Origin of the sequence: Corynebacterium sp. HMSC05D08, assembly GCF_001807215.1 — a bacterium.
In the GTDB taxonomy this organism is placed as follows: Bacteria; Actinomycetota; Actinomycetes; order Mycobacteriales; family Mycobacteriaceae; genus Corynebacterium; species Corynebacterium striatum.
In genome coordinates, this window is sequence record NZ_KV788328.1 from 29,054 (window position 1) to 53,434 (window position 24,381).

Annotated in this window: 22 protein-coding genes and 1 tRNA gene; 10 read left to right on the plus strand and 13 right to left on the minus strand. The window is 63.0% G+C overall.

Going from position 1 to position 24,381, the window contains the following annotated elements; all coding sequences use genetic code 11:
- Window positions 1–6 precede the first annotated feature (6 nt).
- Together HMPREF3148_RS06005 and HMPREF3148_RS06010 are read right to left on the minus strand one after the other, a co-directional pair.
- A complete protein-coding gene (locus HMPREF3148_RS06005; protein WP_005530212.1) occupies window positions 7–420 on the minus strand; it encodes a hypothetical protein in 414 nt (137 codons plus the stop codon).
- An 86-nt stretch (window positions 421–506) separates the two neighbouring features.
- Complete coding sequence (locus HMPREF3148_RS06010) at window positions 507–920, minus strand: YccF domain-containing protein (protein WP_049152329.1); 414 nt, start codon at window positions 918–920, stop codon at window positions 507–509.
- 92 nt (window positions 921–1,012) lie between these two features.
- Between HMPREF3148_RS06010 and HMPREF3148_RS06015 the strand changes: the two genes are divergently transcribed.
- Entirely contained in the window at window positions 1,013–2,236 is a 1,224-nt protein-coding gene (locus HMPREF3148_RS06015; protein ID WP_049159258.1) for an MFS transporter, read from the plus strand.
- Here the strand turns inward: HMPREF3148_RS06015 and HMPREF3148_RS06020 are convergent.
- The 6 genes from HMPREF3148_RS06020 to HMPREF3148_RS06045 all read right to left on the minus strand — a co-directional run bounded on the left by HMPREF3148_RS06020 (window position 2,221) and on the right by HMPREF3148_RS06045 (window position 8,617).
- Window positions 2,221–3,339, minus strand: a complete 1,119-nt coding sequence (locus tag HMPREF3148_RS06020) for a cysteine desulfurase family protein (protein ID WP_049152335.1) — start codon at window positions 3,337–3,339, stop codon at window positions 2,221–2,223. The genes HMPREF3148_RS06015 and HMPREF3148_RS06020 overlap by 16 nt on opposite strands.
- Window positions 3,339–4,181, minus strand: coding sequence for a carboxylating nicotinate-nucleotide diphosphorylase (gene nadC, locus HMPREF3148_RS06025; RefSeq protein WP_005530220.1), 843 nt, complete (start codon window positions 4,179–4,181; stop codon window positions 3,339–3,341). The genes HMPREF3148_RS06020 and nadC overlap by 1 nt, the downstream gene beginning before the upstream one ends.
- Complete coding sequence (locus HMPREF3148_RS06030; protein ID WP_049062789.1) at window positions 4,175–5,704, minus strand: L-aspartate oxidase; 1,530 nt, start codon at window positions 5,702–5,704, stop codon at window positions 4,175–4,177. Before HMPREF3148_RS06030 ends, nadC begins: the two co-directional genes overlap by 7 nt.
- Window positions 5,705–6,934 carry a quinolinate synthase NadA gene (nadA, locus tag HMPREF3148_RS06035; RefSeq protein ID WP_070508896.1) on the minus strand — a complete coding sequence of 410 codons (1,230 nt, stop codon included), beginning with the start codon at window positions 6,932–6,934 and terminating at the stop codon, window positions 5,705–5,707.
- Between the two features lie 13 nt (window positions 6,935–6,947).
- Window positions 6,948–7,667, minus strand: a complete 720-nt coding sequence (locus HMPREF3148_RS06040) for an NUDIX hydrolase (RefSeq protein ID WP_049062787.1) — start codon at window positions 7,665–7,667, stop codon at window positions 6,948–6,950.
- 104 nt (window positions 7,668–7,771) lie between these two features.
- Entirely contained in the window at window positions 7,772–8,617 is an 846-nt protein-coding gene (locus HMPREF3148_RS06045; protein WP_049062786.1) for a DNA-formamidopyrimidine glycosylase family protein, read from the minus strand.
- A 177-nt stretch (window positions 8,618–8,794) separates the two neighbouring features.
- Here HMPREF3148_RS06045 and HMPREF3148_RS06050 point away from each other — a divergent pair, with 177 nt between their 5' ends.
- Window positions 8,795–9,145: a hypothetical protein gene (locus tag HMPREF3148_RS06050; protein ID WP_046646878.1), complete on the plus strand. Its 351-nt coding sequence runs from the start codon at window positions 8,795–8,797 to the stop codon at window positions 9,143–9,145.
- Between the two features lie 1,065 nt (window positions 9,146–10,210).
- On the opposite strand, the gene HMPREF3148_RS06060 is transcribed toward HMPREF3148_RS06050, so the two are convergent.
- Both HMPREF3148_RS06060 and HMPREF3148_RS06065 read right to left on the minus strand, forming a co-directional pair.
- Window positions 10,211–11,470, minus strand: coding sequence for an alpha-hydroxy acid oxidase (locus HMPREF3148_RS06060; protein WP_005530237.1), 1,260 nt, complete (start codon window positions 11,468–11,470; stop codon window positions 10,211–10,213).
- Between the two features lie 158 nt (window positions 11,471–11,628).
- Complete coding sequence (locus HMPREF3148_RS06065; RefSeq protein ID WP_005530239.1) at window positions 11,629–11,928, minus strand: NAD(P)-dependent oxidoreductase; 300 nt, start codon at window positions 11,926–11,928, stop codon at window positions 11,629–11,631.
- A gap of 72 nt (window positions 11,929–12,000) precedes the next feature.
- On the opposite strand from HMPREF3148_RS06065, the gene HMPREF3148_RS06070 reads away from it, so the two are divergent.
- Window positions 12,001–12,321: a winged helix-turn-helix transcriptional regulator gene (locus HMPREF3148_RS06070; protein ID WP_256364828.1), complete on the plus strand. Its 321-nt coding sequence runs from the start codon at window positions 12,001–12,003 to the stop codon at window positions 12,319–12,321.
- Window positions 12,322–12,441: 120 nt separating this feature from the next.
- Here HMPREF3148_RS06070 and HMPREF3148_RS06075 read toward each other — a convergent pair whose 3' ends face one another.
- Window positions 12,442–17,313 (minus strand): Lhr family ATP-dependent helicase, encoded by a 4,872-nt coding sequence (locus tag HMPREF3148_RS06075; protein ID WP_070508898.1) that lies wholly within the window; start codon window positions 17,311–17,313, stop codon window positions 12,442–12,444.
- Between the two features lie 34 nt (window positions 17,314–17,347).
- Here HMPREF3148_RS06075 and HMPREF3148_RS06080 point away from each other — a divergent pair, with 34 nt between their 5' ends.
- Genes HMPREF3148_RS06080 through HMPREF3148_RS06095 form a run of 4 tightly spaced genes read left to right on the plus strand, consistent with a single transcriptional unit; the run spans window position 17,348 to window position 19,785 of the window.
- A complete protein-coding gene (locus tag HMPREF3148_RS06080; RefSeq protein ID WP_034657244.1) occupies window positions 17,348–18,106 on the plus strand; it encodes a 3'(2'),5'-bisphosphate nucleotidase CysQ in 759 nt (252 codons plus the stop codon).
- 51 nt (window positions 18,107–18,157) lie between these two features.
- Complete coding sequence (locus HMPREF3148_RS06085; RefSeq protein ID WP_049062782.1) at window positions 18,158–18,955, plus strand: thymidylate synthase; 798 nt, start codon at window positions 18,158–18,160, stop codon at window positions 18,953–18,955.
- Window positions 18,955–19,497, plus strand: a complete 543-nt coding sequence (locus HMPREF3148_RS06090) for a dihydrofolate reductase (RefSeq protein WP_070508900.1) — start codon at window positions 18,955–18,957, stop codon at window positions 19,495–19,497. The genes HMPREF3148_RS06085 and HMPREF3148_RS06090 overlap by 1 nt, the downstream gene beginning before the upstream one ends.
- Window positions 19,498–19,785, plus strand: a complete 288-nt coding sequence (locus tag HMPREF3148_RS06095; RefSeq protein ID WP_005530251.1) for a glutaredoxin domain-containing protein — start codon at window positions 19,498–19,500, stop codon at window positions 19,783–19,785. It abuts the gene before it with no gap.
- Between the two features lie 35 nt (window positions 19,786–19,820).
- Here HMPREF3148_RS06095 and HMPREF3148_RS06100 read toward each other — a convergent pair whose 3' ends face one another.
- The gene (locus HMPREF3148_RS06100; RefSeq protein WP_049062779.1) at window positions 19,821–20,105 is read right to left on the minus strand and encodes a cg0963 family protein; all 285 of its coding nucleotides are present in this window, start codon (window positions 20,103–20,105) and stop codon (window positions 19,821–19,823) included.
- A gap of 74 nt (window positions 20,106–20,179) precedes the next feature.
- On the opposite strand from HMPREF3148_RS06100, the gene HMPREF3148_RS06105 reads away from it, so the two are divergent.
- The 3 genes from HMPREF3148_RS06105 to HMPREF3148_RS06115 all read left to right on the plus strand — a co-directional run bounded on the left by HMPREF3148_RS06105 (window position 20,180) and on the right by HMPREF3148_RS06115 (window position 23,312).
- A tRNA-Arg gene (locus HMPREF3148_RS06105) sits at window positions 20,180–20,252 on the plus strand.
- Between the two features lie 407 nt (window positions 20,253–20,659).
- Entirely contained in the window at window positions 20,660–20,866 is a 207-nt protein-coding gene (locus HMPREF3148_RS06110; RefSeq protein WP_046645055.1) for a hypothetical protein, read from the plus strand.
- Window positions 20,867–22,331: 1,465 nt separating this feature from the next.
- Entirely contained in the window at window positions 22,332–23,312 is a 981-nt protein-coding gene (locus tag HMPREF3148_RS06115; RefSeq protein WP_034657208.1) for a DUF1906 domain-containing protein, read from the plus strand.
- On the opposite strand, the gene HMPREF3148_RS06120 is transcribed toward HMPREF3148_RS06115, so the two are convergent.
- On the minus strand, window positions 23,287–24,342 hold the full coding sequence (locus tag HMPREF3148_RS06120) for a hypothetical protein (protein WP_049063629.1): 1,056 nt from the start codon (window positions 24,340–24,342) through the stop codon (window positions 23,287–23,289). The genes HMPREF3148_RS06115 and HMPREF3148_RS06120 overlap by 26 nt on opposite strands.
- Between the last annotated feature and the right edge of the window lie 39 nt (window positions 24,343–24,381).

Genomic DNA, 24,381 nt, shown 5'->3' on the forward strand with positions numbered 1-24,381 from the left:
CTGCGTTTACGCTGCGCTCGATCCCTCATTCTTCGAGCTCAACGCAAAGCCGTCCACAGTGACCTTCTTCTGTGCGACGCCGGTCTCCGGTGCGGTCGCGCTGGCGGTGGCCGTGCCAGCCGGGCAGTCGAAGGTCACGTCCACGGTGGTGCCGGCTGGGGCGTCGAAGCCCACGGTGCCATTCTCCGCGGTGAATTTGAGTTCCTTGGTCTGGATCTCCGGCCACGTGCTCGTGTAGGAACACCGCATGGGAAGGCCGACGCGGTCCACGACGGTGAAGATGACGGTGCCCTTCGTCTCGGTCGGGGCGCTTGACCCGAGTCCCGGCACGAGGGAGGCGATCAGCGTGATGATGAGCGCGACCACCGCGGCGGCAGGGCCGGCGAGCTGTTGCAGTTTATCCAGGCTAAAACCAGGCATGACGAACTCCTTGTAAAAAATGAGAACCAGGTTATCGTCAGCCTATCCCATGTCCGCTGCCGATAACCGGTTTCTGGAGAAAACTCTTAGAGCTTGATCATGGGCTCCCAGCCGTGCGGGATGACATCCGAGTCCACGATCTTGCGGCCGAACGGGAAGCAGGTCACCGGGATCATCTTGAGGTTAGCCAGGGCCACCGGGATACCCACGATGGTCACGGTCTGCGCGAGCGCGGTGGCGACGTGGCCGATGGCCAGCCAGAGACCTGCAACGATAAACCACAACACGTTGGAGACGGCCGACATGCCGCCGGTGCCTCGGGCAGGCTGCACGACGGTCTTGCCAAAGGGCCACAGGGCAAAGCGTGCCATGCGGAACGAGGCCACGCCCATGGGGATGGTGACCACGAAGATGCAGGCGAGGATACCTGCCAGGAAGTAGCCCAAGGCGAGGAAGAAGCCGCCGGAGATAAACCACATCACGTTGAGAACCGTCTTCATGAGCCCCAGCCTAGCCGCACAGACCTGCGGGGCGCGGGGCGGAACGCTCGGATCGCCGCCAGCGTCACCAGCGCCTAAGATTAAGCACCGTCATGAGCACACCGACCCCGCCCAAGAACATCCGCTATCCGCGCATCACTGCACTTATCGCTATCATCCTGGCCGCGGTGAATTTGCGCTCCGTCATCACGGCGATCTCCCCACTCATTCCGGAGATCCAAGCCTCCACCGGCATGAGCGGAACCATGGTTGGCATCATCGGCACGGTGCCCACGGCGATGTTCGCGGTCTCGGCATTCGTGCTCCCCCGCATCAAGGAACGCTTCACGCTCAGCGAGATGATGCTCCTCGCGCTCGGACTTACCGCCGTGGGCCAGCTGCTGCGCGTCGTCTATCCCAACGAGTGGCTATTGCTCGTCGGCTCACTCATCGCGCTGTTTGCCATCGGCATCCTCAACGCGACCATGCCGCTTGTCGTGCGCGAATACTTCCCGCGTCACGTGCCCAGCATGTCGCTCACCTTCATGATGTCGAGTCAGATCATGCTCGCCGCAGCACCCATTGTAGCCGTGCCCATGATGGACTGGGCGGAGAACATGGGCCTGCCCGGCTGGCAGATTTCGCTTGGCTCCTGGAGTGTGCTCGCCGCCATCGCGGCAGTGAGTTGGATGCCTCTGCTCATCCGCCGCGGCCCGAACCCCATCAACACCGCGCCCGAGCCCAACTTCCGTCTGCCGGTGTGGCGCACCACCATCGGCGTCGGCTTGGCCTTCATGTTCGGCTCCAATTCGCTCGTGGCCTACACGATGATGACGTTCATCCCGCAGATCTTCACCGACGCGGGCCAAACCGCGCAGTATGGGGCGAATATGCTCGCCATCTTCAGCGCACTGGGCATTCCTGTCACGATCGTCGGCCCGTGGCTGGCAGGTCGTTTGGCCAACGTCTTCCCCGTCGTCATCATGTCCGCGGTCTTCTTTTCTGCCGCGCTGTTGGGCCTTGCTTTCGCCCCGCTCGCAGCGCCGTGGCTCTGGGTCACGCTCGCCGCCGTAGGTACAGTCATCTTCCCCATGGGCATGGTGCTCGTCAATATCAGGGCACGCACCCTCGAGGGTGCCACCGCACTCACCTCTTTCGGCCAAGGTGTGGGCTACACCTTTGCCTCGCTCGGTCCCCTGCTCACCGGCGCCGCGCACGAGGCGACCGACTCCTTCTTCATTCCCCTCACGGTGATGGCCGCCATCGGCCCCGTTACCCTCGTCGCCGGCTACTTCGCATCCCGCCAGACCTACGTCGAGGATCAACTCCCCGCATAACGCGCGACCTCGCGCGCCATCACCCCGGTAATGAGCGCAATGTCCCGCTCCTCCAGCGGCCGCGACAAGCTAAAGCGCAGGGCTTCCTCCCCGTTTAGGCCCAAGGCCGTCAGCACCGGCGAGGTCCCCCGCCCGCACGCTGAGCCTGCCGATGCCGCCACTCCCGCCGCGTCCAGCGCCACCAGCAGCGCGTCGCCGGAGACGCCGTCGACGACAAACGAGGCATGTCCAGGCAGACGTTCCTCCGGGTGCCCCGTGAGCCGCGCACTCGGCACCCGCTCCAGCACCGCAGCGATGAGCGCATCCCGGCTGTTCATGAGCACCACCGCGCGCTGTGCGACGTCACGCCGCTGCGCTGCCACGGCCGCCGCAAATCCTGCAATGCCTGCGACATTCTCCGTCCCGGCGCGCCGCCCGCCTTCCTGAGCGCCGCCGTGGAGCAACGGCTCAAGCTCCACCGCCCGCTGCAGAAGCAGCGCGCCCACGCCCTGCGGGCCGCCAAATTTATGGGAGGCCAGCGCCACCGCATCCGGCCCCGGTCCCGGCCACCCGTCTGCCGCAAGGCTCAAGGGCAACGCGACCGCGGCTTGAACCGCATCGAGGTGGACCAGCGCCCCCACCGCATGAGCGCGCTCCACCACCGCAGCGACGTCCTGCACGGTTCCGATATCCGAGTTCGCCGCGCCCATCGCAACGAGCGTCGTCTCCGGCGCCAGCTCCCCCATCTCCACGCGTCCCGTCGCGTCGACGTCCGCGTAGTCGACCGCGAAGCCATGCATGCGCTCCAGGTAGGCGACCGACTGCGCCACTGCGGAATGCTCAATGCGCGTCGTCACAATCCGGCGCCCGCGTGGGTGCGCCAGCGCCAGACCGAAGACGCCTAAGTTATTCGATTCAGTCCCGCCCGAGGTAAAGACCACGCCTTCCGGAGCCACGCCGAAAGTTGCGGCGACCGTCTCCCGCGCATACTCGAGTTCCCGGCGCGCCGCCGCGCCCGCGGCATGCAGGCTCGAGGCATTCGCCTGCCCTGCGTCCCACACGCGCTCCATCGCGGCACGCGCCTCGGGGCGCAGCGGCGCCGTCGCTGCGGCATCGAGGTACATCACAGCTCGTCGAGCCCCAAGTCGAGCACGCCCGCGCTGTGAGTGATTGCGCCGACGGAGATGACGTCCACGCCCGTCGCCGCGATCTCTGCGACCGTCTCGAGATTGACGTTACCGCTCGCCTCCACGGTCACACGGCCTGCGATGAGCTCCACCGCCGCCCGTAGATCCTCGAGCGAGAAGTTATCAAGCAAGATCGTGTCGACGCCCGCGTTCACAACGGCCTCGACCTGGCCCAGTCGGTCGACCTCCACGATGATCGACGTTGTATGCCCCACTCGCTCGCGCAGTCCGCGCAGCGCCGCCGTGAGTGCCGTGGCCGGGGCCTGCGCCACGCCGAGCGCCGCCAGATGGTTATCCTTCACCATCACCGCGTCCGAGAGCCCGAAGCGGTGGTTCGTCCCGCCGCCCACGCCCACCGCGTGCTTTTCGAATGCGCGCAGGCCCGGCGTCGTCTTGCGGGTATCCGCAATGCGTGCAGGCCCCGCGAGCTCCACGAAGCGCGCGGTGAGGGTCGCAATAGCGCTCATGCGTTGTGCGAAGTTGAGCGCCGTGCGCTCCGCCGTGAGAATTGCCCGCGCCGGGCCCTCCACCACGGCCAGGCGCTCGCCCGCGGCAAAGCGCGTGCCCTCGGGCGCGAGCTCCGCCACGGCGACGCTCACCTGGCGGAAGGCTTCTTCGATGACGGCGCCGCCGGCGAAGACGCCGGGCTCACGCGCGACGACGGCCACGCGCAGCGTTGCCTCCGCCGGGATCGCGGCCTCGGCCGTGATATCGCCCCACGGCGCATCCTCGCGCAGGGCCGCGGAGACCGCAGTACGGATGGTCTCGGAAGTTAGCATGCGGTGACCTCAGCTTTCAATCGCTGCGCGCGGGCGTGTGCCTGGCGCGGGTCGGTGTGCGGATAATCGGTGCGTTGATGGGCGCCGCGCGACTCGGTGCGCTCCAGTGCGCCCGCGGCGATGAGCTTTCCGATGCCCACCACGTCCGCCGCCGCCTCATCCGTCACGGTCGCCAAGGTGGCGGCGGCGTCGCGAATGCCCGCCCCATCGCGCTCGATGCCAAGGCCTGCCGCGATGGCGTGCTGGGCGTCAGCCAGCGTGCCGTTGCCGGCCCGTGCGGCCGGGGCGATGTCCATGAGGGCACCGTGCAGTCGCGAATCGTCGAAGCGCCACTCTCCGTTTGCGGCCGCGGTGGGATCTGCGGCGGCCGCGTGGCCTGCTGCGTCGCCAAAGACGAGGCCTTCGAGCAACGAATTCGAGGCCAAGCGGTTAGCACCGTGCACGCCGGTATTCGCGGCCTCGCCAGCGGCGTAGAGTCCCGGCACGCTCGTGCGTCCATGGATATCCGTGGCGACGCCGCCCATTGAATAGTGCGCGGCCGGCGCGACGGGCACGGGTTCGCGCGTCCAGTCGTAGCCTTCGGCAGCGAGCATGCAGGAGATGCCGGGAAATTCAGCCGCGAGGCGACCAGGCTCGTTGCCCTCGACGGCCGTGGCATCGAGCCAGATATGCCCGCCCGTCGCATTCTGCGCACGAAAGTTGGCAGCCGCCACGACGTCACGCGGCGCGAGCTCCCCGCGCGGATCCACGTCGAGCATAAAGCGCCGGCCCGCGTCGTCGCGAAGCACGGCACCGGCGCCGCGCACGGCTTCGGAGATGAGGTGGCGCGTGCCTTCGAGCACCGTGGGATGGAACTGCACGAATTCCATGTCCGCGACGAGCGCACCGGCCCGCGCAGCGGCGAGAATGCCCTGGCCGGTGGCTCCGGGCGCGCCGGTCGAGCGCGGGTATACCCCGCAATATCCGCCGGTGGCGAGGACGACGGCATCGGCAAGCAGGATGCCCCGGTTCGTTTCCGCGCCGGTCACGACGCCGTCGCGCAGGACGAGCGAATGTAGCGCGTGCTCCGGTAGCTGAGTGATCCCAGGGGTCCGCGCGACCTCGCCGCGCAGGAACTCATGGAGCTCCGCGCCCGTGCGGTCACCGCTCGCGTGGACGATGCGCGAGAAGGCGTGCGCGGCTTCCAGCCCTTGGTCCAGTGTTCCGTCACTGCGGCGGTCGGCCGGGAAACCTGCGTCGAGCAGCGCGCGGACGCGCTCCCGGCCGCGGCGCACGAGCTCGCGGGCGGCGCGCTCGTCGACGAGACCTGCACCCGCGGCCAAGGTATCGGCGAGGTGCGACTGCCAGGTATCCGACGGGGCGAGGGCCGCTGCAATTCCGCCTTGGGCAAGCTGCGTGCTGCCCGCGCTTCCCTGAATGGAGGGGCCAGGATAGGCGAGCGTGACGTGTGCGCCCGCAGCGTGGGCGGCGAGGGCCGCGCTTATGCCTGCAACGCCGGAGCCGGCAACGAGAACGTGACGCATCTAAGCCACCTTCGGATGGGCGGCGAGCATGCGTTCGAGAGCGACGCGGGCATCGGCTGCCACCGCGTCGTCGACCATGATGCGGTTGGGTATCTCGCCAGCGACGAGGGACTCGAGCGTCCACGCGAGGTAGGCCGGGTGGATGCGGTACATCGTCGAGCACGGGCAGACCACCGGGTCGAGGCAGAAGATGGTGCGGTCCGGGTACTGCGCGGCGAGGCGATTAACGAGGTTGATCTCCGTGCCGATGGCGAGCACGTCGCCCGGCCGGGAGGCTGCGACCTCGCGGCGAATGAGCTCGGTGGAACCGGCGGCATCGGCAGCCTGCACAACGGGTGCCGGGCACTCGGGGTGGACGATGACGCGCACGCCGGGGAACTCGGCGCGGGCGCGCTCAATCTGAGCGACGGTAAAGCGCTTGTGCACGGAGCAGAAGCCATCCCACACGATGACGCGAGCGCGCTCGAGTTCCTCCGGGGTGAGGCCCTTCCGCGGGTTCCACAGCACGATCTCCTCGTCCGGGATGCCCATGGCGTGCGCGGTATTGCGGCCCAGGTGCTGATCCGGCAGGAAGAGCACGCGCTGTCCCTGCTCAAAGGCCCACTCGAGGACCGTCGTGGCGTTCGAGGAGGTGCACACGATGCCTTCGTTGCGGCCGCAGAAGGCCTTGATATTCGCCGCCGAGTTCATGTACGTCACCGGGACGGGTGCCTCGATGGCCGCCGTGATGTCAGCCCACGCGCGCTCGACCTGCGCGAGCGTTGCCATATCCGCCATGGAACAACCCGCAGCGAGATTAGGCAGGATGACAGCCTGGTCCGCGCCCGAGAGGATATCTGCGGTCTCCGCCATGAAGTGCACGCCGCAGAAGACGAAGGCGTCTGCTTCCGGATGCGCCTTCGCGGCTTTCGCCAGGTTGAAGGAGTCGCCCACGAAGTCCGCGTATGTCACGACCTCGTCGCGCTGGTAGAAGTGACCGAGGATCTTCACGCGTTCGCCCAAAGTGTCCTTCGCCGCGGTGATCATGGCGTCGAGTTCCTCGGGGCTGGCTTGGGTGTAGCGCTCCGGAAGCGCGCTCTGGTGGGGCGCATGTTCAGGGAACGGGTCCGCGATGGAGGCGCCCGGGCCGTAGCTCGAGTTCTGATTAAGCGCCCATGGGTCTTGGGCAAGATCGCTGCCGCAGGCTTCGTCCTTTGCAGCAAGCCTGATGAGTTCGCGCACGCTGGGCATGGTGGTCTTCTTTCTAGTCTTCTTCGGGGCGGTACCTGTAGGTTTTTGCGGGTCGATGCTTCACGCCCGCCAGGGAGTGGCCGGTTTCTTCCAACGTCTTCGACGCCAGCATCTGTCTTCGGAAATTCGCCGGATCCAACGGGTGGCCGAGGATGATCTCGTGGACTTCGCGCAGTTGCGCGAGCGTGAACTCGGGGTCGAGGAAGCGGTGCGCCACGGCGGCATACGCCGTGCGCGAGCGCAGCCTTGTGAGCGCCGTCGCGATGATCTCCCCGTGGTCGAAGGCGAGATCCGGCAGGGCGTCGGCGCGGAACCACGCGACGTTGGTGTCCTCCCCAGCCGCGGCGGTGGCGCCTGCGGCATCGCGCGCGCTGTACTGCGCCCAATAGGCGATGGTGACAAGGCGCTCGGCATCCGCGCTGCGTTCGACCGAACCGAAAGAGTAGAGCTGCTCCAGATAGCTAGGCTCGATGCGCGTGGCCGCCACTAAGGTCGCGTGCGCGGTCTGCGTCAGCGTCTGGTTCCAGGCGGTGGGCCCGCCGGGCAGCGCCCACGCATCTTTAAAGGGTGCACGCACGCGGCGCACGAGGGGCAGCCACAGGCCCTGCTCCTCGTCTTTGGCGTGGACACGCGCATGCGCCGGGGGCCGCAGCGCAAAGGCCACGGTGGACACGGCGACGCGCGGCGACTGCCGCCGCCTCTCCGCGACGTTGAGTTTCTGCCAGCCGCTCATGGGCCGCTCACCTCCACTTTTAGTTAAGGTCATTATGACTTTAAGTGAAAAGTAGTGTGGTCCCCCTCACGATGTCAAGCATTTTCTGTGGGCGGGGCTAGCGCCTACGCGCCGCGCGGGCCCGGCTGACAGTGCGGGCACCACCAGATAATGCGCTCCAACTCCCCTTCGTCGCCACCGGCATCGACGCCGCCCAGCACCCCTTTTTCAATGGGTGTTCCGCACCGCCGACAACGTGCGTTAGTGCGTCCGAAAACGTACGTCGTCTCCCCGGCGCGGCGTACCCCCGTGGTGACGCGAATGAGCGAGAACCGATTGGCCCACATGATTGTCCGCGAGACGTCCACGATCTTCTCGACGTCGACGTCGCCAACACGCTCCGCGGGATGCATGCCCGCGATAAAGCAGGCCTCTGCACGGTACTCGTTGCCGATGCCCGCGACATTCTTCTGATCGAGCAGCGCCGCACCGATGGCGCGTTCCGGGCGCGCTTCGATGCGCCAAATCGCCTCCTCGCGCCCGCCATTTATCTCCCAGTCCGGGTCGAGGATGTCTGGGCCCAGATGCTCGATGCGCCCTAGGTAATCCGACTCCGGATAGACCTCCACGAACCCGAGAGTATGACCGACGATCTCGATATCGCGCGGTTCATTAGCAAGCTGCAACACCACGCGTGCGGTATGCCCCGGCGCGCGCCACCTGTCCCCGGCGTAATGGATGTGCCACTGGCCTTCCATCTTCAGGTGCGTATGCAGAATGAGCGGCTCGTCCTCGTCGCCCGCGAATTCCATGAAGAGATGCTTGCCATAGGGCCACACAGCCACGCACTCCATCCCGTCAAAGCGTGCGAGCGCATAGCGCGGTACCCGCACCGAGGTCTTAGTCACCTCGTGGCCCACCATGAACTGCATGCGTTCGGCCAACTGCAGGACGGAATCACCCTCAGGCATGCAGCACCACTCCTTCTTTAACGACTGGCGATTCTACGCCAGCCCCAAACTGAAACCGTAAGGAGTCATCATGACATTCAACTGGCTCAACGCCTACGGCGCCGGCCGACTCGTGATGTTGCTCGTGCCGAATATCATCGGGCGCTCGCCGGCGGCAACAGCGACGCGCAACCGCCGGTGGACGTCCCCGTCGCGCTCACGGTGGCTGAGAATATCGCCCGCTGTGCGTGCATAATCCTCGTGGTTCTCCCGCTCGGCGTGGGCAGAGTTGAGCTCCGCACGCGCGGCGCACGCTGGACCTATTTCGGTCTGAGCGCCGCCGCTCTCACAGTCTATTGCGCAACGTGGGTTCCGTACCTGCACACGCCGACCTTCGTCACCGGTCTGGAACTCGCACTGCTCCCCGCTGTCATGTTCATCAGTTGCAGCGCGGCGCTGCGTCACCACCTACTCACCGCCGCGGGCCTGCTCTTTGCTGCGGCGCACATCTGGATTACGGCGCTCGCCCACAACGGGCTTGCAAGCTAACTCGAAATCGCAGAACGCTCCAACATCCCTGGCGCGTTGTGGATAATCGCAACGGAGCAGAATCCGTGCGTCGTAGTGGGAATTTTAATGAGTCTCGTCGGGTGATTGAATTTTATAAACAACATCGTTAGTATCGTTCTTACGAAGCCGCTCAGCGGCAAATAGGCAACGGGCCCCGCACTTGATGCGACGGCCCGCCCTTTATTTTTCTTTCCCTAACCGTGGATCCTTTTCCAATGCAAGAAGGATCCATCGTTCGCTCTTAATCCACGCCCCCATTCCCGGATTCATCATTCTTGCGGTCTCGATGCACGCCTGATGCACATTGGCGATGGCCTTAAGATCAAAAATCAATGGCCGATGATGGGAGGCCCGATTCCTCCACCTAAGGATCTCAGCGCACCTTTTGGTAAAACCACCCAATCATCTTGGTATAGGTGAGGTGCAATCGCTTCCTCCCAAAGAACGTGGCGTGGATTTTCAGGATTGCTGGCAGCTGCCTTATTTGGCAGCAACCGCACCCACGAACCAAAAAAGTCCCGCGACTAAATCATCATGGGTAGGGATACCCCGCACAGACGACACATCCGAATAACTAGCAAGTCCTCTGCTCCGGTTCCGTCTCCCCAGCACGATTTTCGCCAATTCCGCCTCGGGATATTCAATCCACTCCGAGGAACCACAGCGAGGCTCGCCAGAATTCCATTGCGCGAATGAAGTATCAATGACATTCCGCAGAAGCACCTCAACTATTCCGGTCGTGCGTTGAACCGTGGCAGCTAGGTACGAGTTCCATAGATACAAACGAGCCGCCAGCCTCATGTCGCCACGATCAACAATGTCCATATACCTACGCGTGCGTACTGCCGGAATGCTATCGAACAATAGTTGCGCTGTTCTTAGAGTCACTGGGAACGTAGAAACGTCCACAATGTGTACCCCCGAGTCAAAAGTGAGTCATGTACATTGACATGCCCACCTTAACCCATGTAGGTCTCGAAGCGTCGAGACATATTTTCCATAATTGTGCAGGAGACTGGCTGCACATAACGCGCCGCACTGCGCCTAGGAGCGTTGCGGTGTGACTCCCGGCACCGACGCCCCACGCTCCCACGGCGTGATGACATGCTCGCGCTTGAGGTCACGCACCGAGGACACGCCAAGCAGCGTGCAGGCAGTCTCCAGTTCAGAGGTGAGCAGCTCGATGATGCGGTCGACGCCCTCGCGGCCACCGGCCATGAGACCGTAGAGGTAGGCGCGGCCGATGAGCACGAAGTTCGCGCCGAGTGCCAGGGCAATCGCGATATCGGTGCCGGACATAATGCCGGAGTCGTAGACGATCTCGGCGTCAGGGCCGAGCTCCGCACGGATGGCTTCGAGAGCGCGCAGCGTATTGACCACGCGGTCGAGCTGGCGGCCGCCGTGCGAGGAGACCACCACGCCATCGGCGCCGAGCTCGATCACCGTGCGGGCGTCAGCAGGATTGACGATGCCCTTGACGAGCATCTTTCCGTCCCACTGCTCGCGAATCCACTCGAGGTCATCGAAGTTGAGACCCGGGTCGAACATCGTGTTGACGAGTTCGCCCAAAGTACCCGTCGTCGAGGTCAGCGACGCGAAGGTGACCGGGTCCGTCGTGAGGAAGTTGAACCACCACTCCGGACGCCACGCGGCGTCAAGAACGGTGCCAGCGGTGAGCCGCGGCGGGATGCGCATGCCGTTGCGCGTATCGCGCAGGCGCTGGCCCGCGACCGGGGTATCGACGGTGACGACGAGTGTGTCGTAGCCACTCGCTGCCGCGCGACGCAGCAACTCCGCGCTGGCCGCGCGGTCCTTCCACAGGTAGAGCTGAAACCAGCGGCGGCCGCGTCCGGAGGCCCGCTCGACCTCCTCCACGGAGCGAGTACCCATTGTCGACAGCGTGAACGGGATACCCGCCGCCGTTGCTGCCGATGCCCCCGCATCCTCGCCCTCGGCATGCATAAAGCGCGTAAACCCGGTCGGCGCAATGCCGAACGGCAGCGCGGAACGCCCACCCGCAATGTCGACGGACAGGTCGAGCTCCGTGGCACCCGTGAGCACGTTAGGCAGCAGGCGAATGGAACGGAAGGTCTCCCGCGATTCGTCATAGGTAACCTCGTCGCGCGCGGCGCCGTCCACATAGTCGAAGGCCGCCTTAGGGATGCGACGCTTGGCGATTTTCCGGAGATCCCACACGTCCGCGGCCTCCGCAAGGCGCGCGGCGCGACGGTCGAGGGTCGGCCTCTCAAAGCGCATGAGGTTCTTTAGTTCTGAGACTTGGGGCAGTTGGCGCTTGAGACGCATGGTGGGTACTCCTCTTCGTGGTTCGTAGTGCGGCCGCAGAAAGCGGTCCCGCTTTCCATTCCTACTCTTCTACAGAAATAGCGCCAAACTGGGGTCCTCCCCAGACAGTACGAAACCCCAGCGCCACCGAAGTGACACTGGGGCGCATGCGAGGAAGCCTAGTGGCGGATATTCACGCGCTTGTGGTTGTTGGAGCCAGCCTCGATGAGCGCGACCATGCCCACGGCGTAGTCAGCGTAGGAAATCTCATTGTTGCCGTTGGCGTCAACAGTAAACGCGTCGGACTCAATGATCTCGAACGCGCCGGTGCGCTCGCCCTCGGCATCGAACTCGGCAGCCAGGGACACGAAGGTCCAATTGAAGTCGTCGCGCGTACGCAGGTAGTAGAGTTGCTCCGACTGTTGGGAGTTCTCCTTCAGCAGGTTCAACTTTAACGTCGAAGCCAGCCTTACGCACATGCGGTAGCTTTACGGAAGTAGGACCAAAAAGTAACCATCGAGGTCACAGCCATAAAACAGCCGATTACTTCTTTGCCCGCCTGCCCCGTCGAGACGACACTCACGCTTCTGTCCAATCGCTGGCGCGCCATGATCCTGCGCGATCTGCTTGACGGCACCATGCGTTTTAACGAGCTGCGCCGCTCCGTGACCGGCATTAGCCAGAAGGTTCTCACGTCGAACCTGCGCGAGATGGAAGACACGGGCCTCGTCCACCGCGAGGTCTTCGCCGAAGTCCCGCCCCGCGTCGAGTACTCGCTCACCCCGCTCGGCCAGTCCATGCGCCCCATCCTTGACGCCATGGACGAATGGGGAAAGCACTACCAGCAGCAGGTTGCCAAGGAGATCGTCTAGCACTGGTATCCACGCTCCGCCGCTCACCCAGCTTTGGGTTTATGGCGCTTCACGCCGCCACACCAGCCCCAAAACGCAACAAAACCAAAGCCAGGATGTGCTGCGGCACCAGTCGTATCCCTAGCGCCGATACCCACGCGGCCGGAATCCACCCGGCGCGGACCGCCAGCCTTCACGCCCCGCGTCGGCAGCACCATCAGAGGGTTCAGGCTCCGGCACGGACTCCAGCGCATCGGACAGCGACCGGCCCCGTCGGCTCGGCGCCACGGAGGTCGAAAGCTTGCCAGAAATCCGCACGCCCTTCGGAGTAATCCCTGCGCCGTGCTCGCGCAGCTGATTCGCCAACGGGGTCTCAAAGACCGAGGCCCCGTCGGCCTTTTCGATGGTGAGCGGCGAGAGGCGCCCAGATGCGACGGCCTCAGTGAGCGCCGCCACGATATAGCCCACGACCTCGCCGCCATCGATGCCTGCGGGCACCGGGAACGTCGTCAGCGTCTTGCCGCCACGCGTGAGGTGCGCGACGGGCAGGCCGTCCACGAGCACGACCAAAGCACCCGCCGCGCGCGTGGGCGAGCCCTCCGTCTCCGGCCACGGCAACGCCGCACCGTAGGGGTTCGCCGGATCCGCCGCGGCGAGCAGGTAAGTCTGCGGCTCCTGCGTGCCCGACGGCCAGCCGGTCACGTCCGGTGAATCCGCGAGCCCGCGCAGGCGGTCGATGACAGCAGGCGTCGAGAACTGCGCCGCACCCAGGCCTTCAATGACGTAGCCACGCATGGCCTTGCCGGACTCCTCGAAGCCGGAAAGCACCTTATACGCCAGCGCGAAGCCGCCCAGCACATCTTCAGCGACGACGCTCCCGCGCGTGACCACGCCGTAGCGGTCAAGCCAGGCCTCGCCGTGTGCCAAAGAGCGAGCCGTTGCTTCCGATGCCGCCGGCACTGCCAGCGCCCAACGCCCCGCCACGTCCGGCGGGGTCAAGGTTGCACGCTGCGACTGGGCAAAAGACGTGCGGCCCATGCGCAGGCGGGAACGGGTGGGGCGTCGCTTAGCGCGGTGTGCAGTAGCCCCTGACCGCGAGCCCGCCGTGGCCACGTGCGTGCGAATCGGCGCAAAGGAATCCGGGCTGACCAGGCCCATCTCCACCAGCGACCACAACGCTTCGCGCAGCTCATCCGCGGTGCCGGGCACCTGAGAGAGAATGTCACCGAACAGGAAGCTACCGCCGCGCTGCAGGACCTCCAGCGTTGCAGACTGCAGCATGCTGAGCCCCAGCTCCTCTGGTTCGAGCTGCGGAGCCAGCTGCGCCGCGTAGTCGGCAGGCAGCAGCATGATCCACGGGTCATTCGCACCAGCCTTACCTGCACCGACGATGAGCACCTCGCCGTTTGCGGTGAGCTCATCGAGCATCGTCGGCGAATAGTCCCCCACTCGCGCGGGCAAGATGAGCGACTCCCACGCCGAGGCCGGCAAACGCACGCCCGCGAGCTGCTCAATCACGCTAAAGACTCCATCAGCACCGCGCAGGACTGGGCGCTTGCCCACGGGGGCCACCTGCTGCCAGTCCGGCAAGAAGCGGCCAAAGGTCGCCGCACTGACAGGTTCCGTCGCGGCGCGCGCGGCGGCCAGGGAACGGGAGCGAATCGTACGCAGCACCTCAGCCGCGCAATACTCTGCTTCCTCGATGCCTTGACGGTAGCGGCCTTCTACGATGGTGTCGATGGACTGCAACGCTGTGTGCGCAGTCGATGCTGACAGGCCGAAAGCATCCTGCAGATCCCGCAGCACGAATGGGCCGCGGGTGCGTGCCCAACGCGAGACAAGCTGCTGCAGGGCATCTGTGATGGTGGCTTGCTGCGCCGGGACGCCGGGCGGGACGGGGACGCCGAGGGCGTCGCGAAGCAGCGGGGCGTCGAGTGGCTGCGCGAAGTGCTCGCGGCCGCCAATGCGTACCCGCATCACGCGCGCACCCAAGGATTCGATGGCGCTGAGCGGGACATTCGTGTGCTCGGCCATCTCCTCGACAGGAATGGGGCCAAGCAACCGCAGCAGGTCCGCGACCTCCTCCGTGGTGCGGGCGCGGCGGTCCTCGGCTGTACGCTGCAGCTGTGCGTGGACCTGAGCGATGATTTCTGGGTCGAGGAGCTCCCGCAGCTCCACCGTTCCCAGCAGCTTTGACAGCAAAGCTGGGTCGAGGGCTAGGGCAGCCGCGCGCTTTTCTGCCAGCGGGGAATCGCCCTCGTACATAAACGCGCCGGTGTAATTAAACAGCAGCGTGGAGGCAAAAGGCGAAGGCTGCTCCGTAGTGACCTCCGCAATGCGCACGCGTCGGTGCCCCAACTCCCGCATGGTCTCTGTCAGCGCGGGAAGATCGTAGACGTCTTGCAGACACTCGCGGACTGTCTCCAGGATGATGGGGAACGAGGGATACTTGCGGGCGACGTCGAGAAGCTGCTCCGCACGCTGGCGCTGCTGCCACAAGGGGGCGCGCTTGCCGGGGTTGCGCCGCGGCAACAGAAGCGCACGCGCGGCACACTCGCGGAAGCGCGAAGCAAAGAGCGCGGAACCGCCCACCTGCTCCGTCACGATGTCGGTGATCTCATCTGCGTCAAAGACGAACAACGAGCCATCCGGCTCCTTCTCCCCTTCGGGAAGGCGCAGGACGATGCCGTCATCGCCGGCCACCGCCTGTGGGTCCATGCCGGTCAGCTCCGCCACGCGCTGCCCCACGGCCAGCGCCCACGCGGCATTAACGCCGCGGCCAAACGGGCTGTGCAGGACCACGCGCCAGTCCCCTAGTTCGTCCTTGAATCGCTCGAGCACCAGCGTCTTTTCATCCGGGATGATGCCTGTGGCCTCGTATTGTTCTTGGAGGTAGGCCGCGATATTTCGCGCGGCGTTCTCATCGGCGTCCTGCACGACGGACGGGTCCTGGTGGACTTCGCGGCGGTACGCACCCAGTGCTTGGCCCAGTTCATACGGGCGCCCGGCTTGATCGCCATTCCAGAAGGGCAAGCGCCCGGTGTGCCCCGGTGCGGGAGTCACGATGACTTGGTCGCGGGTGATCTCCTCGATGCGCCAGCTCGTGGCGCCCAGAGTAAAGATGTCTCCCACGCGGGACTCGTAGACCATTTCCTCGTCGAGCTCACCCACGCGGCGCGGGCCGCTGTTCTCCCCACCCGCAGGCAGGAAGACACCGAACATGCCGCGGTCAGGGATGGTTCCACCGTTGGTCACGGCCACTCGCTGCGCGCCTGGGCGCGGGCTCAGCATCCCCGTGATGCGGTCATAGACCACGCGGGGTTTGAGCTCAGAGAAGTCAGTCGAGGGATAAACCCCAGAGACCAAGTCGATGACCGAGTCGAAGACCTCCCGGGCCAGGTCACAATAAGGCCAGGCGCGGCGCACCATGGAGTACCAGGCATCAGCATCAAGGCCGCCCACGCTGTCGGCTTCCCCGAAGCCCTCAGCACCCGGCTGCACACCGCGCACAGTCACCGGCGCAACCTCGGCAGCAGCCACCGCCGCCACCGTCTGCTGCGCCAAAACGTCCAGAGGATTACGCGGCGAATGCATCTCCTCAATGAGGCCTTCGCGCATGCGGGAGACCGTCAGCGTCGATTGGACCAGGTCCGCCCGGTGCTTGGGATAGAAGGAGCCCTGCGAAACCGCACCGACGGAGTGCCCGGCGCGGCCCACGCGCTGCAGGCCAGAAGCCACTGAAGGAGGTGATTCTACTTGCACCACCAGCTCCACCGCGCCCATGTCGATACCGAGCTCCAACGAGCTCGTGGCCACCACAGCACGCAGGGAGCCTTCCTTGAGCATCGTCTCCGTAAGCAGGCGCTCGTCCTTGGACACCGATCCATGGTGTGCACGGGCGATAACGGCAGGCGCTGTGCCGGCGACGTCGACCTGCTTCATCAGCTGCGCCGGGTCCCGGCGCGTGGCCGGCGACAAGCTTTCCGGATCGTGCTCCTGCGCGTAGAGCTCGTTGAGCCGGGAGGTAAGACGCTCGGCAGTGCGCCGCGAATTCACAAAGACGAGGGTCGAGCGATGCTCCATGATTTCGGAGTAGAGGTCCTCCTCGATGAAGGGCCAGATGGACTTGGCCGTGGGCAAGGCGGAGTCCGAAGCCTGCAGGCGAGCCCCGTCGAAGGTGCCGGTGATACCCAGCGGATCGTCAACGGTCATCTCCCCAATGGTGGAACCTTGCTCCGGCGTCGGTAGGTCAGACATGTCCTCCACGGGCACATGGACATCGAGTTGCCAGCGCTTTAGCGCTGGTGGGGCCACAATGTCCACGGGGCGATCCCCACCCAAGAAGTTAGAGACCGCCGAAAGCGGACGCACCGTAGCCGAAAGTCCGATGCGCTGGAACTCGCCAGCCACCGCGGCCAGACGTTCCAGAGTCAACGCCAAGTGGACGCCGCGCTTGGTTCCGGCAAGCGCATGGATCTCGTCGATGATGACCGTATCCACGCTGGCCAGGATGCCCGCCGCCTTGGAGGTGAGCATGAGGTAGGCCGATTCCGGCGTGGTGATGAGGATGTCCGGGGGTTTTCGGATCTGCCGTGCGCGTTCGGCCGAAGGCGTATCCCCGGAGCGCACGCCCACGGTGATGTCCGGCACGTCGAGCCCCAAGCGCTCTGCCGTGCGCGCGATGCCCTTGAGCGGCGCGCGCAGGTTGTTCTCCACGTCCACGCCGAGCGCCTTCAGCGGGGAGATATACAGCACCTTCACGCCCTGCGCCCCGCCCCGTACTGCCGGGCCCACGGGCAAGGCGGTTTGCCCTTCCTTTTCCACCAAGGAATTTAGTGCCCACAGAAAGGCCGCCAAGGTTTTACCAGAACCAGTCGGGGCTACCACGAGCGCGTGCGCGCCTTGGGAAATCTTGTCCCAGGCTTGTTCCTGAACAGGCGTGGGCGCTGCGAAAACATCCTCAAACCACTGCCCTACTTGCGGGCGGAAACGGCCAAGAATATTTTTTGACATGCCCTACTTTAACGCGCGCGGTAATCTGGCATACATGACCGTCGAGATTTCAGATTCCCGCCTTACCAATTCATTAGCCAACGGCTGTGGTGAGATCCTCAAGGGCGTGCGCAATGGTGGCCTGTTGCGCGGGCTTGCGCTTGGCGACGCCGGCGATGAAGCCGCCCAAGAATGGATCACCCGCGTCATCGCCCAGCACCGTCCGGCTGATGGCGTCCTCTCCGAAGAAGCGGCTGATGACCTCAGCCGCTTGAAGAAGGACCGCGTGTGGATCGTTGACCCACTCGACGGCACCAAGGAGTTCGCCACCGGCCGCCAGGACTGGGCCGTGCACATTGCGCTCGTCATCAACGGCATTCCGGAGCACGCCGCCGTGGCGATGCCGGACTTGGGCGTTACCTTCCGTTCGTCCGACGCCCGCGCGGTGACCGGCCCGCTGGCCAAGAAGTTCGTGGTCTCCCGTAACCGTCCGCCGCAGGTGGCCTCCCACATCGCTGAGAAGATGGGCTTTGAGACCGTCGGCATCGGCTCCGCTGGTGCGAAGGCCATGCACGTCCTTCTTGGCGACTTCGATGGCTACATTCACTCTGGTGGCCAGTACGAGTGGGACCAGGCTGCACCAGTAGGCGTGGCGATGGCAGCAGGCCTGCACTGCTCCCGCCTGGACGGCTCTCCGATCCGCTTCAACAACGAGGACACCTTCATCCCCGACCTTCTCATCTGCCGCCCTGAGCTGGCCGATGAGATCTTGGAGCACGCTAATGCCTACGCGGAGGCAAACGGCAGCTTCTAGCCTGCCAGCAGAAGTTAAAAACTTCGCGCGAGAGTTGCTACACTCGACACCATGATCCAGACCCCATATGAGGACCTCCTCCGCAAAGTTTTGGAAGAAGGCACAGAAAAAGGTGACCGTACTGGCACCGGCACGCGCTCTATTTTCGGAGCGCAGCTGCGCTATAACCTGGCCGAGTCATTCCCGCTGCTGACTACCAAGAAGGTCTACTTCCACGGTGTTATCGGCGAGCTGCTGTGGTTCCTCAAGGGCGACTCCAACGTGAAGTGGCTGCAGGACAACAACGTCCGTATCTGGAATGAGTGGGCTGACGCCGATGGCGAGCTGGGCCCTGTCTACGGCGTCCAGTGGCGCTCGTGGCCTACCCCGGATGGCACGCATGTTGACCAGATCCAGCAGGCTCTGGACACACTGCAGAATAATCCGGATTCTCGTCGCAACTTGGTCTCCGCCTGGAACGTGGCAGAACTAGACAAGATGGCGCTTATGCCCTGCCACCTGCTATTCCAGCTTTACGTGGCAGACGGCAAGCTCTCCCTGCAGGTCTATCAGCGTTCGGCGGACATGTTCCTAGGCGTGCCTTTCAACTTGGCTTCCTATGCCGCGTTGGCCCACATGTTTGCCCAACAGGCTGGTCTGGAGGTCGGCGAGCTCATCTGGACTGGCGGCGACTGCCACATCTACAACGACCACATTGAGCAGGTCAAGGAGCAGCTCTCCCGCGAGCCACGCCCCTACCCGCAGCTCAAGCTGCACAAGGCTGACTCATTGTTCGACTACACCTTCGACGATTTCGAGGTCGTAGGCTACGATCCCCACCCCACCATCAAAGCGCAGGTTTCCGTCTAATGCTGGGGGCTATTTGGGCGCAGTCCTTGGACGGCGTCATCGGCGATGGCGTGGCGATGCCGTGGCATGTTCCGGAGGATCTCAAGCACTTCAAAGAGGTCACCATCGGCTCGCCGGTGGGGATGGGCCGGCGCACGTGGGAGTCGCTGAACCCGAAGTTCCGCCCGTTGCCGGGCCGCGATAACTACGTTTTGTCCCGCAAGGCACCTGGCGCTTGGTCCGCTGGCGCCCAGGTCACCGCTAACATTTCACAACTTACGCACACGCTTGACGACGCCTGGTTCCTCGGCGGCGGGCAGATCTATTCCTCCACTATCGATGATGTGGACATCATTGAGATAACCCTCATGGGAGTCAACATTGGGAATATTTACGGCGACGCCGCCGTTTATGCTCCTGAAGTGCCTGATTCTTTTGGATTGTCGGCAAGCACCGACTGGCTGACATCTGAGAAGGGCCACTTGACAATTCCGGGCCAACCGCCGAGTGAGTTGCCTATGAAGTACCGATTCTTAACCTACGAGCGAAAGGACGCCGCTTAAATGACCGTGGCAGCACCTGAGACTACCGAGCACGTCACCATCTTCTACGCCGACTGGTGCCCATTCTGCGCCAAGCTGCTCAAGGGCTTGAACCGCACTGAGACGCCTTATGCGCTTGTCGACGCCGAGGCCGAAGGCACCGAGGATATCAACGAGTGGATCAAGTCGGTTAACGACGGCAACCGCATCGTGCCCACGGTCCTCTACTCTGACGGCACCTACGAGACCAACCCGCCTGCTTCCGCAGTACGCGCCAAGCTCGCTGAGCTCGACGGCTCCACCAAGTAGAAGCCAGCTAGTCGCTATCGGCGAGCGACCACGGATTAGTCGTCGTCCTCGCCGAAAAGCTCAACCATGTCCGCTGGTGAGAGCGTGCCACCCATCCCGGAGATTTCCTTCGAGTAGATGGTGTTGAGGTACTCGTCCAACGCTGCTTTAAGCTTCTGTGCATCATACTTGTTGAGCAGCAGCAAGCGCTTGGAGGCCCCACCCGGGACGGCCTTCTCGATGGCAAGTGTTTCCACCCCGTCTTTGCTAATGGTCTCGGCGAATACCTCGCGTCGCTGCACGTCAGTGAAATGGACGATATTGTCATGATGATTTCCCATGGCTAACAAGTTATCCGATTTAACGCCAACTCGGGCGGTACTGGTAACCTAGTTTCGTTGCGTTAAGCACCCCCGCCCCAGTAGCTCAGGGGATAGAGCACGGCTCTCCTAAAGCCGGTGTCGGAGGTTCGAATCCTCTCTGGGGCACAATGTGAAGTCTCGAGACATCGTTCCTACGGTGTCTCGAGTTTTTCGTTTTGCTACTTAGCCCCCGGCTGATCTGCGTAACTGACGAGGAAGCCGCGTCCAGAGCAGAACCGGTGGGCTTCGTTGTCAGTTGTGCACGTTTCAGCTTCTGTCATCGGCCCTCGGCGCGATGCTCAGGGCCTTGCGTCGTGTTTGTGGTCGGTGCCGGTTCCGCGGCGTCCTGCTTTGCCCGCTGGATCTACGTAACTGACGAGGAAGCCGCGTCCAGAGCGTGTCTGATGGTTTGTGTGTGGGAGGATAGAATCAAATTTTTATGGAGGTTCGAGCATGGGACCCTTTACGGGAGCATCGAAAATTCATCTGTAGACTACTGAACCAGTGATAAATGCATTTCTTCAGCAAGGACTATGCTTTTACAAAACCCCGTCGGCCCATCTCCCGAATCTGAGTACATTGATGCAGATCAGCTTGCAGCCGAATGGAACCCAGACGAGTTTCCGCTGGTTGATTTGAATGACCCAGTTTCCCTAGAGGGCATTCCAGAAACTGTGCTTCTTCAGCTGCAACAAGAACAAGCTAATCGAGATTCATCTACCCCCCTGGAAAACCAGTGATACTAGTAGCCGTTCCCGCCTTGGCGGCAGGACTCATTTGGGGCCTAATTACAGGAATTATTTTCACCATAATAAACCACCGTCGCTACTTTAGAGGAAATGAAAAGACTCTGGACTCCAAAGTGAAGCTTGGCGCTTTTAGTTTATTCTGTTCCATTGTTTTCTTTATATGGATTAGGCCGGGAGGGTTTGAAAACTACCTATTAAGCGCAGCGCTTGTATCCCTCACTTTCGGCGTGGGAACATTCATTTCAGCAAAAACTATAATGTCAATATGGGGCCCGGAAAAATTTCCACGACCAGGCACTGATAAACCCTCCACTTGAGCAAATTAAAAATAAGAAGGACTCTTCCCGAACCCAGTTGATAAATTCAGCATATGATTAGCCAAATTGGCGAGCTTCTCGAAGAGGCACAGAGGTCTGGCTTAGCTACAAGCGAATTAGGGCTATGTACACAATCACGCTTTTCGAAACCAGTCTGCTGAGTTGGCTTGAACAACATAGCTTTTCAGCCGCTGAAAAATCGGTCAAATGAGGGGCCGATTTTTGAACTAACACCTCAAACAGGCGAAATTGCCAGTCCACTCTCACTAAGTATCGCCACCGGCCTTAACCAACAGCCGATGCATGCAGACGGAGCTCATCTGCGGACCACACCAGACTTTGTGCAGCTACTTGCCACGACGCTTCGACGCTTGAGGCAGTGCGCTGCCGGCGGCCTTCTTCGCAGCCGCACTATAACTCTTGCCGCGCAGCACCTTACTGGACGCCTTCGCTGTAGACCTGCTGGTCTGCTTGGGGTTGCGAGCCACTCTCCCCTCCCTCCCTAACAGGCGGATGATTCCCAGGACGAGGCAGCTAGCGACCCAGCTTGTGCAACTTGATCGTAGCGGTCCAGATCTTGACGGTGGTGGTGGCCTTGACGGTCACTGACCCCTTGCGGACCGTGTGCGCCTAGCATCGAATGGTTGCCATTCCCTCTCCTTTCGAGTCAATCAGCCCGAGGGGAGAGATACTCCGCACGGCTTAGCGACGTCGAGGTCGGCTTCACCCTTCGCTTCCCCGACACACCCGAAGGCCGCCAAGCGCAGTCGATGGTGGACAACCTAATTCACATCTCCCATGAAAAGGACTGCACGGTATCCCGCACGGTTGAGCACCCGACGAATGTTAGGTTTCTCAATCAGTCCTAATCAGGTCACGCCTTGATTCCACGCCAAATCCTTAAACCCCCTACCCGAACGGCTTCTCGTCGTTTCAGTCGCGGACGACCTCAAGCGGTATTGCTTAATCCTAGATCTCTAATCTGCTGTGCGCTGCGGATCTGCATGCATCCATGCACGAGACACGCCACATACTACGGTACATTTGTTAACTAAAGTGATAAAAGTTAATTAGCTTGCGTAATCTCGCGCTCAACTCCGCTCTCGCTTTCAAAGTTCATGTACAAGGAGTAAGTCACCGTGTCTGCAACCTTCAACCGCCGTTCCCTGTTTAAGGCAGGCGCTGTGGTCCTTACCGCGGGCGTCGTCAGTGCCCAAGCCCCCTCCGCGCTCGCGTTGGGCCCGGTTCTCGGCACCATCATCGACTTCGCCGTGGGTGTTCCTTCCCCACAGGCAATCAAGAACGCCGGCCACCTGGGCGCCATTCGTTACGTGTCCCAGCGCCGCCCTGGCACTGAGACCTGGATGACCGGCAAGCCTGTGACATTGAAGGAAACCAAGGCCAACGCCGCCCTTGGCTTGGCCACGGCCTCCATCTATCAGTTCGGCCGCGCAGAAACCGCCGACTGGAAGCAAGGCGCTGCGGGCGCTGCTGTGCACGCACCGCAGGCAATCGCCATCCACAAAGCTGCGGGCGGCCCAACCAACCGCCCGATCTACATCGCCATCGATGACAACCCCACCCGCGCGCAGTACGACCAGCAGATCAAGCCCTACCTGCAGGCTTTCTCCAAGCTGCTTTCCGCGGCGGGCTACCAGACCGGCGTTTACGGAAACTACAACACCATCGAGTGGTGCGTGCAGGACCGCATCGGCTCCTTCTACTGGATGCACGATTGGGGTTCAGGTGGAAAGATCCACCCACGCACCACCATCCACCAGCTGCCGGGCTCCGCGCAGCGCGTGGTAGATGGCGTGACCGTGGATATCAACCACGTCTACGCACGCGACTGGGGTCAGTGGACGCCCGGCCAGGCAGCGCCAGCACCGGCTGCGCCATCCAAGCCAGGAACTGCTACCCCGGCACCCGCGCCGTCGATTCCGGCAGGCTCCTCAGACGCACTAGGTGCGTTGAGCTCCCAGGTGGAGTCGATGGCCCCGGGCGTTACGATGCCGCGCGTTGACGCCAACGGCATCCGCATTGGAGGCTCGTCCGTATCCCAAGAACAGGTCAAGGGAGCCGTTGACCTGATTGCTACTTTGCAGAACGCGATGAAATAGAAGTCTGCGAGGTTGACGACGTCGCTTTAGCCCGTGCCGATGGCGCGGGCTTTTTCTTATCAACCCCACTTTGCTTTGCAGAGGTTTCCTTCTTCGATTCGGAAGGCTCCTGCTTAGCGCTCGAGGACTTATCCGCTTTGTCAGAGTCCTTCTTCGCGGTGGAGGTTACGGTGATCGTCGTCTTCGATGCCGTGGTCGTCTCCACTTCTTCCCCACTCAGGGACTTATGGAAACGGGTGGTGCCCTCGCGAAGGTTTTCCGCGGTGACCTCAGACTTCACAAACTTGGTGAGATCATCGGCGCTGCCGGTGACAGAGGCCGCCACCACGAAGTTCCTGCCGAAGGAAACTGAGGAGTGCAGAGTCTTATCATTCGACCAGCCCCACTTTGTTCCCACCACGTTCTGCAGCTTGGCGGTGCCGTAGTCTTGCTCGTAACCGTCCTCCGAGACGGGATCGGCGTGGGCCATCGCCACAAGAACAGGGTGTGTAGGGTCGTCTTCCAACAGCTGCACAACAAAGCGCACGACGTCATAGGTCGACGTCACCGAGGTACCCCACTTATCCCCGGCCTTGGTGTTCAAAAGGCCGTATTCCTTGGCAATGGCATCAATGGACTTCGGGTACTTGTTAAAGAGGTCTTCCGCGCTGGTATCGGAAGAGTTCGCAATCATGTCCAGGGCTTCGTACTTGTCATTGAAGGAGCCCTCTTCCAACACATAGGTAGCGATGTAGAGCTTGATGAGGCTGAGCGCAGGACGCGGCTCATGCTCGTTCTTGGTGGCCATCCGCATGCCGTCCCCCACGCGGTAGTAGCTCAGTTGCTGGTGGTCTTCGCCACCTAGGAATTGGCTCACCGAATCAGGCTGCCCATTCAGGTCCGCGTCACCCTTCTCGTGCTCGGTGGCACGTGCTGCAGCAGCGCTTGACGACGCCCCCTTCTCCTGCGCTGTGCGCTCATCTGCGGGTGTGCAGGCGACGAGCAGCGAGCCGGCGACTGAAAACGCGGCGAGGGCGGCCCCGAACCTCATCGGAGCCGCCTTCGTTTCTAGAAAAGAACTAAGCACGGT

Excerpts from the sequence above, each read along its gene's own strand:
- HMPREF3148_RS06120 (WP_049063629.1), bottom strand. The coding sequence starts at position 24,342 with ATGAGGTTCGGGGCCGCCCTCGCCGCGTTTTCAGTCGCCGGCTCGCTG.
- HMPREF3148_RS06080 (WP_034657244.1), top strand. The coding sequence starts at position 17,348 with ATGACCGTCGAGATTTCAGATTCCCGCCTTACCAATTCATTAGCCAAC.
- nadA (WP_070508896.1), bottom strand. The coding sequence starts at position 6,934 with ATGCCCAGCGTGCGCGAACTCATCAGGCTTGCTGCAAAGGACGAAGCC.
- HMPREF3148_RS06075 (WP_070508898.1), bottom strand. The coding sequence starts at position 17,313 with ATGTCAAAAAATATTCTTGGCCGTTTCCGCCCGCAAGTAGGGCAGTGG.
- HMPREF3148_RS06030 (WP_049062789.1), bottom strand. The coding sequence starts at position 5,704 with ATGCGTCACGTTCTCGTTGCCGGCTCCGGCGTTGCAGGCATAAGCGCG.
- HMPREF3148_RS06065 (WP_005530239.1), bottom strand. The coding sequence starts at position 11,928 with ATGTGCGTAAGGCTGGCTTCGACGTTAAAGTTGAACCTGCTGAAGGAG.
- nadC (WP_005530220.1), bottom strand. The coding sequence starts at position 4,181 with ATGCTAACTTCCGAGACCATCCGTACTGCGGTCTCCGCGGCCCTGCGC.
- HMPREF3148_RS06085 (WP_049062782.1), top strand. The coding sequence starts at position 18,158 with ATGATCCAGACCCCATATGAGGACCTCCTCCGCAAAGTTTTGGAAGAA.
- HMPREF3148_RS06095 (WP_005530251.1), top strand. The coding sequence starts at position 19,498 with ATGACCGTGGCAGCACCTGAGACTACCGAGCACGTCACCATCTTCTAC.
- HMPREF3148_RS06110 (WP_046645055.1), top strand. The coding sequence starts at position 20,660 with ATGCTTTTACAAAACCCCGTCGGCCCATCTCCCGAATCTGAGTACATT.
- HMPREF3148_RS06100 (WP_049062779.1), bottom strand. The coding sequence starts at position 20,105 with ATGGGAAATCATCATGACAATATCGTCCATTTCACTGACGTGCAGCGA.
- HMPREF3148_RS06005 (WP_005530212.1), bottom strand. The coding sequence starts at position 420 with ATGCCTGGTTTTAGCCTGGATAAACTGCAACAGCTCGCCGGCCCTGCC.
- HMPREF3148_RS06020 (WP_049152335.1), bottom strand. The coding sequence starts at position 3,339 with ATGTACCTCGATGCCGCAGCGACGGCGCCGCTGCGCCCCGAGGCGCGT.
- HMPREF3148_RS06060 (WP_005530237.1), bottom strand. The coding sequence starts at position 11,470 with ATGCGTCTCAAGCGCCAACTGCCCCAAGTCTCAGAACTAAAGAACCTC.
- HMPREF3148_RS06040 (WP_049062787.1), bottom strand. The coding sequence starts at position 7,667 with ATGAGCGGCTGGCAGAAACTCAACGTCGCGGAGAGGCGGCGGCAGTCG.
- HMPREF3148_RS06090 (WP_070508900.1), top strand. The coding sequence starts at position 18,955 with ATGCTGGGGGCTATTTGGGCGCAGTCCTTGGACGGCGTCATCGGCGAT.
- HMPREF3148_RS06015 (WP_049159258.1), top strand. The coding sequence starts at position 1,013 with ATGAGCACACCGACCCCGCCCAAGAACATCCGCTATCCGCGCATCACT.
- HMPREF3148_RS06010 (WP_049152329.1), bottom strand. The coding sequence starts at position 920 with ATGAAGACGGTTCTCAACGTGATGTGGTTTATCTCCGGCGGCTTCTTC.
- HMPREF3148_RS06045 (WP_049062786.1), bottom strand. The coding sequence starts at position 8,617 with ATGCCTGAGGGTGATTCCGTCCTGCAGTTGGCCGAACGCATGCAGTTC.